Source organism: Paraburkholderia yinzeri (assembly GCF_046581065.1).
GTDB lineage: Bacteria > Pseudomonadota > Gammaproteobacteria > Burkholderiales > Burkholderiaceae > Paraburkholderia.
Genome location: NZ_JBFOCJ010000002.1, coordinates 1,407,023 through 1,419,479, shown reverse-complemented (window position 1 = coordinate 1,419,479; position 12,457 = coordinate 1,407,023). Strand labels below are relative to the sequence as shown.

Here is a 12,457-nt window from a genome sequence, read left to right as displayed (position 1 = left end):
GAACGCAAGGCGGCTTGCCGCTCCTCGCGTTCAGTACGACTTGGGCAGCCCGAGCACCTTCTCCGCGATGAAGCAGAGGATCAGTTGCGGGCTGACGGGCGCGAGCCTCGGAATCATACACTCCCGCAGATAGCGCTCGACGTGGTACTCCTTCGCGTAACCCATGCCGCCCAGTGTCGCGACGGCCGTCTGGCACGACTGGAACGCGGCCTCGGCGGCGAGGTACTTCGCCGCGTTGGCTTCGGCGCCGCAGGGCTCGCCTGCGTCGTAAAGCGTGGCGGCCTTCATCACCATCAGGTTGGCTGCTTCGAGCGCCATCCATGCCTGGGCGAGCGGATGCTGAATCGCCTGGTTTTGCCCGATGGGGCGGCCGAACACGACGCGCTCCTTCGCGTACTGCGTCGCGCGCCGCAACGCGGCCTGGCCGAGTCCTACGGCCTCCGAAGCAATCAGTATGCGCTCGGGATTCAGCCCGTGCAGCAGATAATGAAAGCCCTTGCCCTCCTCGCCGATGCGGTCTTCCACAGGCACACGCAGGCCGTCGATGAACAGCATGTTCGAATCGACCGCCTTGCGGCCCATTTTCTCGATCTCGCGCACTTCCACGCGCGTGCGGTCGAGGTCCGTGTAGAAGAGGGAGAGGCCGTCGGTGGGTTTCTTCGCCGCGTCGAGCGGCGTGGTGCGCGCGATGATCAGCATCTTGCTGGCGACCTGCGCCGTCGAGATCCAGATCTTGCGGCCCGTGAGCACGTAGTGGTCCCCGTCGCGCACGGCCTGGGTTTTCAGGTGTGTGGTATCGAGGCCCGCGTCGGGCTCGGTGACGGCGAAGCAGGCCTTGTCGCGTCCCTCGATGAGCGGCGGCAGAAAGCGGCGCTTCTGCGCCTCGTCGCCAAACACCTGCACCGGATTCAGGCCGAAGATGTTCATGTGCACGGCCGACGCGCCCGAAAGCCCCGCGCCCGACGCGCTGATCGTGCGCATCATCAGCGCGGCCTCGGTCATGCCGAGCCCCGAGCCGCCATACTCGGGCGACATCGCGATGCCCAGCCAGCCCGCGTCGGCGAGCGCGCGATGAAAGTCGTGCGGGAAACCGCCTTCGCGGTCGCGTTCGAGCCAGTAGCTGTCGTCGAAGCGCTCGCAGATTTTCTCGATTGCCGCGACGATGGATTGCTGGTCTTCATTGAGGCTGAAATTCATTGCGGACTTCCTTTCCAGGCCTGAACCGGGCGTGATGTTGGGTGCTGGTGTTGCTGAACACCGCTGCGGCGTGCCTGTTCAATGCGGGCGGTGTGCGGCGAATGCGGGACAAGGCGCTTGCTTCCATGATATGGACTGCCAGGTAAATGATGGGCGCTGGGCAACGAAATGGAACGGAAGGCCTGGAGGCATATTGATGCAACTAACAGTCAACGCCCCGATGTTCCGCCGAGGCGGCTGCGCCGGAACAGGATATCGGCATCGATATTTTTCCTGAGTGTGAATTTATATTCTCATGTGAGAAATTCTGGGTCAAGCGCGAAGTGGCTCATCGCGGCATTCCGTACCCGGTAGCTATCCGGACGCCTGCGCGTGGGCCACGTCGCACTCGACGATCTGCAAGCCATCGTGATGGTCGCTGCGCGGCACGCTTCGCATCCATGGCAGCGAAGGCGTGATCCGGCAACTGCTGCTGACTGTCGTGCCGAGCTTCCTGGCGATGCATATCCCGGCAGGGCTGCAAGCGTTCGTTCGTTTGCTGAAGGCGCCGGCAGGAGACGAGTTCAATGCATAACGCGAAGAAGCGGCGCCACGGCCAGAAAAATTTCACAACCGGTCCGCTCGCCCCACAATATCCTCCTTCCCGAATCGTCATCACGGGTATGGAAACGCCGCACACCCCGAGCCCGCTGACCGAGCAGGACCGAGAAATCGCCGACGCCGTCGCCCGCGAGCGCCCGAGGCTGCGCAATTTCATCCGCCGCCGGGTGATCGATCAGGACGAAGCCGAGGACATTCTTCAGGACGTTTTCGAAGAACTGGTCGAGGCCTGGCGGCTGCCGGACCCTATCGAGCAGGTCGGCGCGTGGCTGTTTCGCGTCGCGAGAAACCGGATCATCGACCGCTTTCGCAAGAAGAAGGAAGCGCCGCTGGCCGATGTCAGCAACGCCGCCGATACCGGCGAGGACGACGGCGAGTACCGCCTGGACCTCGCGCTGCCTTCGCCCGACGCCGGACCCGAGGCCGCCTATGCGCGCGCGGCGCTGCTCGATGCGCTGCGGGCCGCGCTCGAAGAGTTGCCCGCGAACCAGCGCGAGGTGTTCGTCGCCCACGAACTGGACGGGCGCAGCTTCAAGGAGATGGCGGCCGCAACCGGCGTCGGCGTCAGCACGCTGCTGGCGCGCAAGCGCTACGCCGTGCTGCATCTGCGCAAACGACTGCAGTCGTCCTACGACGGCTTCGAGATCTGAACCGAAGGAGAATGAAATGAGTTTTCGCCGGAAACTATTGGCCAAGGCGCTGCTGATCGTGCTGATCATCGCGCTGCTGGGCTGGATCGTCATGCGGCTGTGGAACTGGATCGTGCCGACCCTCATTGTCGACGCTCACGTGATTGACTATCCGCACGCGGTGGGTCTGCTGGTGCTCTGCCGGATCCTGTTCGGCGGATTCCGCGGGCATGGCGGTTGCCACAAGCGCAGGCAATGGGAGCAGTGGCAGCACTGGCAGCGCATGACGCCGCAAGAGCGCGAGCAGCTTCGCAACGAGCGAATGTCGGGGTCGCGCTCGACCGGGGAGAGCGGCGCATGAACCGGAACGCGACTGTGGTCTGCAAACAGCCGCCCGGTGTCATTGCACCGTCCGTCGATTTCTCGCGCTGCGAAGGGAAAGCGGATTGCGTGACCGTTTGCCCCGAGAACGTATTCGAAATCCGCCGCATCGAGGCGGCCGACTACCAGCCGCTCCGGCCATTGCAGCGCTTCAAGCTGCGCGTGCACGGCATGAAGGTGGCGTACGCGCCGCACGCGGATGCGTGCCGTGCCTGCGGCCTGTGTGTGTCGGCATGTCCCGAGCACGCCATCACGCTTGTCAGGACGCGCTGAAGAGCCGTCCCCACGGAGTCCGAGGAAATGACCATGCTGAGTCCACATGAACTGGCCACGCTGATGCTGATCCGCAGCGCGCCCGAGCAGATCGACATGACACGTGTCGAACTCGACACCCTGCTGGATTGCGATCTGATTTCGCTGGAGCCGCGCGCCGGAGAGCGGCGTCTCCCGATGCTGACGGCCGCCGGCGCGCACGTGCTGGAGGTCGCCGCGCGGCTGGACGGCCCGCGATCGTGGGACAGCGTGCAGTAAGGTTCTTCGATGCCAGATACCACCACTCGTTCGCCGCGTGTCGCCCCGCTCTTCGCCCTGCTTCCTTTTCTGCGTCCTTATGCGGGGCGCTGGGCGCTCGCGTTCCTCGCGCTCGTGACGTCGGCGGGCGCGACGCTGGCGCTGCCGGTTGCGTTCAAATATCTGATCGACCGCGGCTTCGCGAGCGGCGACCGCACGCATATCGATCGCTATTTCATTGCGCTCTTCGTGGTCTCGCTGGTTCTCGCGGCCGCGACGGCGCTGCGCTTCTACTGGGTCTCGTGGCTCGGCGAACGGGTGACGGCCGACTTGCGGCGCGCCGTGTACGACCATGTGATGCGGATGAGCCCGCAATTCTTCGAGACCACGCAGACGGGCGAGGTGCTCTCGCGGCTCACCACCGACACGACCCTGATCCAGGCCGTGGTGGGCACGAGCTTGTCGCTCGGATTGCGCAACCTCCTGCTGACGGTCGGCGGCGTGGCGATGCTGATCACGACGAGCCCGGTGCTGTCCGGCTACATCATCGCGACGCTCGTGGTGGTGGTCGCGCCCATCGTGATCTTCGGGCGGCGCGTGCGGCGGCTTTCGCGCGCCAGTCAGGACAAGGTCGCGAACGCCAGCGCGCTGGCGGGCGAGGTGCTCAATGCGATGCCGACCGTGCAGTCGTATACGCAGGAGGGTTTCGAGGCGGGGCGTTTTGGCGGCGCGGTGGACACGGCCTTCGAGACCGCGCTGAGACGAATCCGGGCACGCGCCTCGTTGACTGCCGTGGTGATCGTGTTCGTCTTTGCCGCGATCGTGTTCGTGCTCTGGCTTGGCGCGCAGGCAGTCCTGGCCGGGCACATGACGGCGGGCCAGCTCTCCCAGTTCATTCTCTATGCGGTGTTCACGGCGGGGGCCGTTGGCGCCGTTGCCGAGGTATGGGGCGATCTGCAGCGGGCGGCGGGTGCCACAGAACGGCTGCTGCAACTGCTGGCCGCGCGCTCGCCGGTGGCACAAGCCGAAACGACCGTGCCGCTGCCGGCGCGCGGCGAAGGCATCCGCTTCGACAACGTCGGCTTTTCGTATCCGTCGCGTCCCGGCATTGCCGCGCTTGCGGGGTTCTCGCTCGACGTGCGTTCAGGCGAGCATGTCGCGCTGGTCGGGCCGTCCGGCGCCGGCAAGACCACGCTGTTTCAGTTGTTGTTGCGCTTCTACGATCCGCAGTCGGGCAGCATCCTGATCAACGGTGTGCCGACGAATCAGGTCTCGCTCGCCGCGTTGCGCCAGGCGATTGGCGTCGTGCTGCAGGAATCGGTGATCTTTTCGGGCAGCGTGCTCGACAACATCCGCTACGGCATGCCCGACGCCACGCTCGCCCAGGTGCAGCGCGCCGCGGAGATGGCAGCGGCGGCCGGTTTCATCGCGGAGCTGCCGCAAGGCTATGACACGTTCCTCGGCGAGCGCGGCGTGCGGTTGTCCGGCGGCCAGCGTCAGCGCCTTGCGATCGCGCGCGCGATTCTCAAGAATCCGCCCATCCTGCTGCTCGACGAAGCCACCAGCGCGCTCGATGCCGCGAGCGAACGGCTCGTGCAAACGGCGCTGGACAACGCCGCGCTGAACCGCACGACGCTCGTTATTGCGCATCGTCTTGCCACCGTGCAGCAAGCGGACCGCATCGTCGTTCTGGATCAGGGCCGCATTGTTGCGCAAGGGCGTCACGCGGAGCTCTTGCAGAGTTCTCCGCTTTACGCGCAGCTCGCGGCAATGCAATTCGGCGAAATGCTGGGGAAGACCGTGGAGCATGACGTCGCGCGTGCGAGTGTCGATTTGCCGTGACCGGGCCATCCCGGAAGATCGCGTCACGCTGAGCGGCTGCGTCCCGCGAGTAGCCAGATTGCGGCCGAGATCGCGAGCGCAAACAAGCCGGCAACGCTCAGTGCCGATGCAAAGCCGCTCGCAAAACTGGCCGGAGCGACGGATTTCATCGCCAACTGGAGGTCGGGCGCGAGGCGCGCCAGGGCGTGGCTCAAATCGCCGGCAAGCAGGTCCGACATGAACGGCGCATCCACGCATGCGTTACCCGACGTATGACACGGCGTTGCCGCGTCGATCGCGGATCGGGCGCGCGACGCGAGCACTGCGCCAAGTACGCCGATCGACGTGACGATCGCGGTGAAGCGGGTAGTCGTGCTGATTCCGGACGCCATTCCGGTCCGATGCGGCGGAACGCACGCCATGATCGCCTTCTGGGTGTCTCCGTTCAGCACGCCGGCGCCCAGGCCGGTGACGATCATCCCCACCGCAACCCAGCCGTATTCGCCCGATGGCGCGGCAACGGCGGTGAACAGATTGCCAAGACCGACAAGCGCCAGCCCGGCGGACAGCGTCGATATCGATCCGGTCACATGCCGCCCAATTCGTGCGCCTAAATAGGGGCCGACTATCATCGAGAGCGCGAACGGAAGCATTCCGGTTCCCGCATGAATGGGCGTCCATTCGAACGCATTCTGCAGGTAGAGCGGCAGGAACGTCATCATCACCTGGGCGCACGCGGCGTAGCCGAACATCGCGAGCACCGCGGCGACAAAGCGCGCTTGCGAGAACAATGTCAGATCGATAACGGCGTGCCCGATGCGCCGCTCGATCGCGACGAAGCCGGCGAGCATCAGCACGCATGCGGCAAAGCGCGATCCGGTGGCCACGCTGCGCCAGCCGTCGTCCTGGGCGCCGATCAGCGCCCAGATACCGCACGCGAGCCCGATGCCGAAGAACAGGCTGCCCGCAAAGTCGATGCGTCCCGCACGCGGATTACGCGAGTCGGTCACCACGCGCCGTATGCAGAAGATCAGCACCGCGCAGACCGGCAGGTTCAGCAGGAAGATCCAGCGCCAGCCGACCCATTGCGTGATCAGGCCGCCGACGAGCGGCGCGACGGTGGTCGCGATCCCCATCGTCATCCCCCAGATGGCCCACGCGCGCGTCCGCTCGTGCGGGCCGGGGAAGGCGTGCGCGATCACGGCCAGCGCCGAAGTCAGCAGCATTGCCGCGCCAAAGCCCTTCGCGGCGCGGGACAGGTTAAGGAACATGACGTTCGGCGCGAGCCCGCAACCGAGCGACGCGATCGCGAATATCAGCAGACCGAACAACATCGTCTTCTTGCGGCCATAGCGGTCGGCAAGCCCGCCCATCGGCAGGAGGCACGATGCGAACGAGACCATGTACGCGCTGACGACCCATTCGACGTCTGCAAATCCCGCATGAAACGAGCGCGCGATCGACGGCAGCGACACGGCGACGATATTCGTGTCGAGCACGATCAACGCACAGGTCGCGGATGCCGTTGCGAGCACGGCTGCGGCTGAGCGCGTCGGCGCGGCGGACGCCGTTGCCGCGCGCGCGGGCTCGACAACGGACGTAACAGGACTGGCTTCTTCCAACATGGGCGATCGCTCCAACATACGGACGGACACCATCTTAGCGCCGGTCGTATTGCCGATCGATAGCAGATAGAATCACATTTATTCATTCCTGGATGAATAGTGATGGAACTGGAACTGCGTCACCTGCGCTGCATTCTCGCGGTTGCGAAGCGCCTGCATTTCGCGCGCGCCGCCGACGATCTGGGGCTCGCGCCGCCCTCCCTGACGAAGCAGATCCAGGATGCGGAGCGCCTGCTGCAATTCCGGCTGTTTCACCGGACCCGGCGCTCCGTTTCGCTGACCGCGGCGGGCGAAGCTTATATTCCGGAAGCCGCCGCGGTACTGGCGCAACTCGAACAAGCCCGCGAACTCGGGCTGCTTGCCGAGCGCGGGCAGTTGGGACAGGTCCGGGTCGGCTATGTCGCCTCCGCTGCGTACGCTGGGGTGATGCGCCAGACCGTGACGGAATTCCGGCGATTGCATCGACGGATCGACGTGCAGTTGCTGGAGGTGCCGATGGACGAGATTCCGATGCAACTCGTCGACCGGCAGCTCGACGCCGCTTATGTCAGGCCGCCGATGGCGTACCCGGAAGGGTTGCACGCCACGCGCGTGTATCAGGACGAGTTCGTCGTCGCGCTGCCGGAGGACTCCGCCCTCGCGGCGCAGAGCGCGATTACGCCGAAGCAGTTGCGCGACGCGCAGTTCGTCGTACCCGAGCAGGAGTTCGGCACGATGGAGCTCGCGAGACGCGGGCGTTTCTCGCCGCAAATCGCGCAGCGTCCCGGGCCGCTCGTCGCCGTGCTCGCGAGCGTTTCGCTCGGCGGCACGGTGGCCATCGTCCCCGGCACGCTGTGCGACTGCGTTTCGCTGCCCGGCGTGATCTACCGTCCCCTGGCCGGCAAGCCGATCCCGTCTGAGATCGCGCTGCTGCACCGCAGGCACGAGCGCTCGCGCGTGGTGAGTGCATTTCTGCAGTACGCTCGCAGCGAATCGGTTTCCCCGTAAAAGGGCAAAGCGGTTATTGCACCTTCTCCGCCGCGGCGAGGATTGCGTCCGCAACCTTGCGCGGCTGGCTCAGCATCACAACGTGACTGGCATTCACGCCGATCGCCGTTGCGCCAATCTGGCTGGCCATGGCCCGCTGCGCGGCCGGGTCGATCATCCGGTCCTGCCCCGTCACGACGAACCACGACGGCTTCTTGTGCCAGGCCGCGTCGGTGACCTTGTCGTCCGTGCAGCCCGAGAACCAGGGGCCCTGCGTCGCGGCGACGACGCGCGCCTGCGCTTCCGGCAGGTCCTGCGCGAAATCGTGCACGATCGCATCCGTCGACAAGGTCAGGAAGCCCGCCGAATCCTTGCGCAGCGCGCCGGCCCACACGGGCGCGGGCTTGCCCTTGAGCATGTCGTTGATCGACTGGCCATTGTCGGGCGCGAACGCGGCCACGTAGACGAGCGCTTTCACCTTGTCGTCATTGCCCGCCTGGGTAATTACGACGCCGCCCCATGAGTGTCCGACCAGCACGACCGGGCCGTTCTGCGCGTCGATCACGCGTTTCGTTGCCGCGGCGTCGTCGGCAAGCGAACTCAACGGATTCTGCACGGCCACTACGTGCAGACCTCGCGCTTCGAGCAGCGGGATCACCTTGTCCCAGCTCGATCCATCGGCAAATGCGCCGTGCACGAGCACGACGTTCTTGCCCTTCAGGTCCTGACCGGGGGCGGCGTGCGCCGCGGAGACGGAAAACAGGCTACCAGCCAGGCTACCGAGCAGCAACGCGGACGCCAGGCACTTCTTCAACAGCGGGTTCATGGTGGATTCCTTGCCAGGGGTTGAACTGGCCATGAGCATCGCAGCCGGGCGGCCCTGCCGGTATCGGTCAAATGACCGACCCGGGTTATCGCCTGGCGGCGATGCTTGCGGCGCGGCCGGACTGGGCGAAGCCGCTCGATCTGCAAGGCGGTGTCAATACCGTGATCGGCCCGCTCGCGCAGATTCACTGCGAGGTCTCCGGCGAGGTCGCGCGGATGCTGCGCTTCGCCTCCGCCTCCGCCTCCGCCTCCGCCTCCGAAGCCGCGCTGCGGCATATTTTCGAGGCGTGGGACGGCACGGGATTCCCTGAACGACTCGCGGGCGCTGCGGTGCCGCGGACCGAAGTCGCTCAGCGATTGCGCCTTGAAGCGGCAGAGGGACGCTTCGACGCCGACGTCGTGGAAGCGCTGATCGCGTTGAAAGACGCGCCGCCGCGTGGCACGCGCGGGCGGCAAAGGGCGGGGCTGTCCGCGCGCGAAATCGACGTGCTGCGTTCGATCAGCCGCGGCGCGAGCAACAAGGAAGCGGCGCGGGAACTCGATCTGAGTCCGAGCACCGTTCGCACCCATGTCGAAAGCGCGTTTCGCAAGCTCGAATGCTCGACCCGCGCGGCGGCGACGTTAAAGGCTTCGGCACTCGGATTGATCTAGCCTTCAGCCACCCCGTCGAGCCGCCTCGAGATTGGCATCGAGTTGGCGGGCGAGCCCGTACAGCATGCCGAGCGAGGGCGCTGCCACGCCGGTGCGCTGCGCGAGCTCGTACGGTGCGCCCAGTAGCGCCTCGACTTCGAGCGAGCGTCCGCCCTCCACGTCCTGCAGCATCGAGGTCTTGAACGCGCCGAGCTTGCGCGTAACCGCATTGCGTTCCTCGATCGTCATCGCGAGGCGTATGCCGATGCCTTCGCCTATCGCGCGAGCCTCCGACATGACGGCCGCGACGAGGCCCGCCGTGAGCGGATCGTCGAGGATCACATCGGCGGTCGAACGCGTGAGCGCGCTAATGGGGTTCATCGTCATGTTGCCCCACAGCTTTGCCCAGATTTCGTCCTGGATCGACTCGGGCGCCACCACGTCGAAGCCCGCACTTGCGAGCAGCACGCGTGCTTCGTCGGCGCGCTGCGCGAGATGCGGCGCGGAGGGCCCGACGATCAAGCGATTGCCGTTGCCCCTGCGGATCACGCCGGGCGCGGCGATCGACGAGGATAGATGCACGACGCAGCCCGACGCCTGCCCTGGCGGCAGCGCGGCCGACACGACGCCGCCCGGATCGACCGCTTCGAGCCGGCCATTGGCGTGCGTGCCGCCAAAGTCGTTGAGGAACCACCACGGTACGCCGTTCATGGCGGAGACGATGTGCGTACCGGGTCCGACGAGCGGCGCGAGCGATGCCGCGGCCTGCACGAGCGCCTGCCCTTTCAGGCAGACGAGGAGCAGATTCTGCGGGCCGAGCGATGCCGGGTTATCGGTGGCGTTCACGCGCGCCGTAAAGCGCGTGTCGCCTTCGACGACCGTGAGCCCGTCGCGGCGGATCGCTTCGAGCTGCGCGCCGCGCGCCAGCACGTTGACTGCGATGCCGGCGCGCGCGAGCCGGGCCGCGACGAGTCCGCCGATGGCGCCCGCGCCGACGACGGTGATGCCGGGGTGAGAGGTAGCCAACGCTTACTCCTTGTATGAGGGGTCGAGCCGTTCGGCGCGCCGGATCAGCGCGGCGAGCACGTTCTCGCCCGCGCCGTGTTCGGGCGAAAACTGCAGGGCGTCGCGCGTGGCCTGCGCCGTGATGGCCGGATCGATCGCAAGCGGCTTGCCGCGCATGGAGTCGGTAAGCACCTGAACTTCGCAGGCGCGATTGAGCGTCCACAGCAGGGCGAATGCATGCGCGAGGCTCACGCCGTGCGCGAGCAGGCCATGATTGCGCAGGATGAGGAGCCGCCTGTCGCCCATCGACTTCAGGATGCGCGCCTTCTCCTCGTCGTGCACCGTAATACCTTCGAAATCATGATACGCGACCATGTCGTGCAGCTGCGCGGAATAGAAGTTGGTGTACGAGAGCCCGTCTTCCATGCACGCCACGGCCAGCCCGGCTGTGGTGTGCGTGTGCATCACGCAGTGCGCGTCCTCGACGTTCGCGTGGATCGCGCTGTGGATCACGAAGCCGGCCGGATTGATCGGCCATGCACCCGGGCTCAGGATATTGCCGTCCAGGTCGATCTTCACGAGGTTCGAGGCCCGGATTTCGTCATACGTAAGGCCGAACGGATTGATCAGGAAATGCTTCTGCGGCCCCGGCACGCGCAGCGTGATGTGGTTGAAGATCAGCTCGGTCCAGCCCAGCAGATGAAACACGCGGTACATGGCTGCAAGCCGCACGCGCGCATCCCATTCCTGCGCATCGCACCAGTCGGGGCGTGCGTGCCGTTGTGTCTCGCTCATGGTCGTTTCCTTACCGGGCTGTCATGGGGACGATGTTAGCGTCAAATAAATGCGTGTGCAAGCATCAATATGGGGGGTGAGCCGTCCCTGGAAAAGACGTATGCCGATGGTATGCTAACGCGGTTGCCAGGCGCGGTGCGGTCGCGGTGCCGCGGCGGGACGACGGGACAAGAGACGGATCATGACGACAAAAAACGGGATCGAGGAACTGTTCACTTACCGGCTGCATGTGCTGAAGAAGCACACGGACCGTGCATTGGCCGAGGCGTTCGATTCGGCGCTCGGACTTTCGTTGACCGAAGCTCGGCTTCTTATCAGCGTGGGGGCCTTCGGGCCGATTTCGGTGTCGGATCTCGGGCGGGCGTCGAATCTCGACCGCAGTCAGGCGAGCCGCGCGACCGACGTACTCGAACGCAAGGGTCTGCTCGCGAAAAAGTCCAACGAGGCGGACGCGCGCGGCGTGCTCGTCGCGCTCACGCCGAAGGGGCGTAGCACCTGGCGTCGCGCCACGGCCATCTCGAAGGCAGGCAACGACGACTTTCTTTCCCTGCTGAGCGAGCACGAACGCGACGTGCTGGGCACGGTGCTCGCGAAGCTCGTCGAGCGGTGCGGTGAGGCCGACTGAGGGCCGAGTGGAGGGCCGACCGCGGGCCGGCTGAGCGCGCCGGCCCGGTTTTCGCCGGGAGCTTACGCGGCGCGTTCGCGAAAGCGCGCGGCAAGGTCGCTGGCGCCGCGCGCGAGCAGCGCCACGTCGCTGCCCACCGCGACGAAGGTTGCCCCCGCATCGATATATTCGGCAGCAATGACCGGATCGGCGGCCAGCACGCCCGCGCCCAGCCCGCGTTCGCGTACGGCGCGTATGCCTTTGCAGATCGCCTCGCGCACGGCCGGGGCGCCCGGCTGCCCGATAAGACCCATCGAGGCGCTGAGGTCGGCCGGGCCGAAGAACACACCGTCCACGCCTTCCACTGCGGCAATCGCGTCGAGTTGCGCGAGCGCGTGTGCGGTCTCCACCTGCACCAGCACGCACAATTCGTCGACGGCGCCATGAAGATAGTCGGACGAACCGTTCCAACGCGACGCGCGAGCCAACGCGCTGCCCACGCCGCGAATCCCTAACGGCGGATAGCGCGTGGCCGCCACGGCATTGCGCGCGTCGTCGGTGTTTTCGATCATCGGGATGAGCAGCGTCTGCGCGCCGATGTCGAGCAGTTGCTTGATGATCGCGCTGTCGTTGCGCACGGGCCGCACGATTGGATGCGTGGGATACGGCGCGACGGCCTGGAGTTGCGCGAGCGTGCTGCGCAGGTCGTTGGGCGCGTGCTCGCCGTCGATGAGGAGCCAGTCGAAGCCCGTACCGGCGAGCAGTTCGGTGACGTACGAGTCGGCGAGCGCGGCCCACAGGCCGATCTGCCGGCGCTGCTCGGCGAGCGCGCGCTTGAAGGGGTTCGCGGGAGCGGTCATGGCACTGTC

Annotated in this window: 13 protein-coding genes and 1 pseudogene; 8 read left to right on the top strand and 6 right to left on the bottom strand. The window is 66.1% G+C overall.

The window, feature by feature from the left end:
* Window positions 1-30: 30 nt before the first annotated feature.
* Window positions 31-1,197 (bottom strand): acyl-CoA dehydrogenase family protein, encoded by a 1,167-nt coding sequence (locus tag WJ542_RS23380; protein WP_411191854.1) that lies wholly within the window; start codon window positions 1,195-1,197, stop codon window positions 31-33.
* Between the two features lie 662 nt (window positions 1,198-1,859).
* Here WJ542_RS23380 and WJ542_RS23375 point away from each other — a divergent pair.
* The 5 genes from WJ542_RS23375 to WJ542_RS23355 are packed head-to-tail and all read left to right on the top strand — an operon-like array spanning window position 1,860 to window position 5,159.
* Window positions 1,860-2,447, top strand: a complete 588-nt coding sequence (locus WJ542_RS23375) for an RNA polymerase sigma factor (RefSeq protein WP_411191853.1) — start codon at window positions 1,860-1,862, stop codon at window positions 2,445-2,447.
* Between the two features lie 16 nt (window positions 2,448-2,463).
* On the top strand, window positions 2,464-2,787 hold the full coding sequence (locus tag WJ542_RS23370) for a hypothetical protein (RefSeq protein ID WP_411191852.1): 324 nt from the start codon (window positions 2,464-2,466) through the stop codon (window positions 2,785-2,787).
* Complete coding sequence (locus tag WJ542_RS23365) at window positions 2,784-3,080, top strand: 4Fe-4S binding protein (protein WP_411191851.1); 297 nt, start codon at window positions 2,784-2,786, stop codon at window positions 3,078-3,080. Before WJ542_RS23370 ends, WJ542_RS23365 begins: the two co-directional genes overlap by 4 nt.
* A 33-nt stretch (window positions 3,081-3,113) precedes the next feature.
* On the top strand, window positions 3,114-3,338 hold the full coding sequence (locus WJ542_RS23360; protein ID WP_411191850.1) for a hypothetical protein: 225 nt from the start codon (window positions 3,114-3,116) through the stop codon (window positions 3,336-3,338).
* A 9-nt stretch (window positions 3,339-3,347) separates the two neighbouring features.
* Complete coding sequence (locus WJ542_RS23355; RefSeq protein ID WP_411191849.1) at window positions 3,348-5,159, top strand: ABC transporter transmembrane domain-containing protein; 1,812 nt, start codon at window positions 3,348-3,350, stop codon at window positions 5,157-5,159.
* Window positions 5,160-5,182: 23 nt separating this feature from the next.
* Here WJ542_RS23355 and WJ542_RS23350 read toward each other — a convergent pair whose 3' ends face one another.
* Window positions 5,183-6,763: an MFS transporter gene (locus tag WJ542_RS23350; RefSeq protein WP_411191848.1), complete on the bottom strand. Its 1,581-nt coding sequence runs from the start codon at window positions 6,761-6,763 to the stop codon at window positions 5,183-5,185.
* Window positions 6,764-6,862: 99 nt separating this feature from the next.
* Here WJ542_RS23350 and WJ542_RS23345 point away from each other — a divergent pair, with 99 nt between their 5' ends.
* Window positions 6,863-7,750: a LysR family transcriptional regulator gene (locus WJ542_RS23345; protein WP_411191847.1), complete on the top strand. Its 888-nt coding sequence runs from the start codon at window positions 6,863-6,865 to the stop codon at window positions 7,748-7,750.
* Window positions 7,751-7,763: 13 nt separating this feature from the next.
* Here WJ542_RS23345 and WJ542_RS23340 read toward each other — a convergent pair whose 3' ends face one another.
* Complete coding sequence (locus WJ542_RS23340; protein WP_411191846.1) at window positions 7,764-8,555, bottom strand: alpha/beta fold hydrolase; 792 nt, start codon at window positions 8,553-8,555, stop codon at window positions 7,764-7,766.
* 347 nt (window positions 8,556-8,902) lie between these two features.
* Between WJ542_RS23340 and WJ542_RS23335 the strand changes: the two are divergent.
* A pseudogene (locus tag WJ542_RS23335) lies at window positions 8,903-9,205 on the top strand (response regulator transcription factor); the annotation flags it as partial.
* Between the two features lie 3 nt (window positions 9,206-9,208).
* Here the strand turns inward: WJ542_RS23335 and WJ542_RS23330 are convergent.
* Both WJ542_RS23330 and WJ542_RS23325 read right to left on the bottom strand, forming a co-directional pair.
* Complete coding sequence (locus WJ542_RS23330; RefSeq protein WP_411191845.1) at window positions 9,209-10,210, bottom strand: 2-dehydropantoate 2-reductase; 1,002 nt, start codon at window positions 10,208-10,210, stop codon at window positions 9,209-9,211.
* Between the two features lie 3 nt (window positions 10,211-10,213).
* Entirely contained in the window at window positions 10,214-10,984 is a 771-nt protein-coding gene (locus WJ542_RS23325; protein ID WP_411191844.1) for a class II aldolase/adducin family protein, read from the bottom strand.
* A 181-nt stretch (window positions 10,985-11,165) separates the two neighbouring features.
* On the opposite strand from WJ542_RS23325, the gene WJ542_RS23320 reads away from it, so the two are divergent.
* Entirely contained in the window at window positions 11,166-11,609 is a 444-nt protein-coding gene (locus tag WJ542_RS23320) for a MarR family winged helix-turn-helix transcriptional regulator (protein ID WP_411191843.1), read from the top strand.
* Between the two features lie 62 nt (window positions 11,610-11,671).
* On the opposite strand, the gene hpaI is transcribed toward WJ542_RS23320, so the two are convergent.
* A complete protein-coding gene (gene hpaI / locus WJ542_RS23315; RefSeq protein WP_411191842.1) occupies window positions 11,672-12,448 on the bottom strand; it encodes a 4-hydroxy-2-oxoheptanedioate aldolase in 777 nt (258 codons plus the stop codon).
* Between the last annotated feature and the right edge of the window lie 9 nt (window positions 12,449-12,457).

Bases quoted from the DNA above. Each gene is read 5' to 3' on its own strand.
- WJ542_RS23365 (WP_411191851.1), top strand. From the start codon at position 2,784: ATGAACCGGAACGCGACTGTGGTCTGCAAACAGCCGCCCGGTGTCATT.
- WJ542_RS23340 (WP_411191846.1), bottom strand. From the start codon at position 8,555: ATGAACCCGCTGTTGAAGAAGTGCCTGGCGTCCGCGTTGCTGCTCGGT.
- WJ542_RS23350 (WP_411191848.1), bottom strand. From the start codon at position 6,763: ATGTTGGAAGAAGCCAGTCCTGTTACGTCCGTTGTCGAGCCCGCGCGC.
- WJ542_RS23370 (WP_411191852.1), top strand. From the start codon at position 2,464: ATGAGTTTTCGCCGGAAACTATTGGCCAAGGCGCTGCTGATCGTGCTG.
- WJ542_RS23355 (WP_411191849.1), top strand. From the start codon at position 3,348: ATGCCAGATACCACCACTCGTTCGCCGCGTGTCGCCCCGCTCTTCGCC.
- hpaI (WP_411191842.1), bottom strand. From the start codon at position 12,448: ATGACCGCTCCCGCGAACCCCTTCAAGCGCGCGCTCGCCGAGCAGCGC.
- WJ542_RS23375 (WP_411191853.1), top strand. From the start codon at position 1,860: ATGGAAACGCCGCACACCCCGAGCCCGCTGACCGAGCAGGACCGAGAA.
- WJ542_RS23320 (WP_411191843.1), top strand. From the start codon at position 11,166: ATGACGACAAAAAACGGGATCGAGGAACTGTTCACTTACCGGCTGCAT.
- WJ542_RS23380 (WP_411191854.1), bottom strand. From the start codon at position 1,197: ATGAATTTCAGCCTCAATGAAGACCAGCAATCCATCGTCGCGGCAATC.
- WJ542_RS23325 (WP_411191844.1), bottom strand. From the start codon at position 10,984: ATGAGCGAGACACAACGGCACGCACGCCCCGACTGGTGCGATGCGCAG.
- WJ542_RS23360 (WP_411191850.1), top strand. From the start codon at position 3,114: ATGCTGAGTCCACATGAACTGGCCACGCTGATGCTGATCCGCAGCGCG.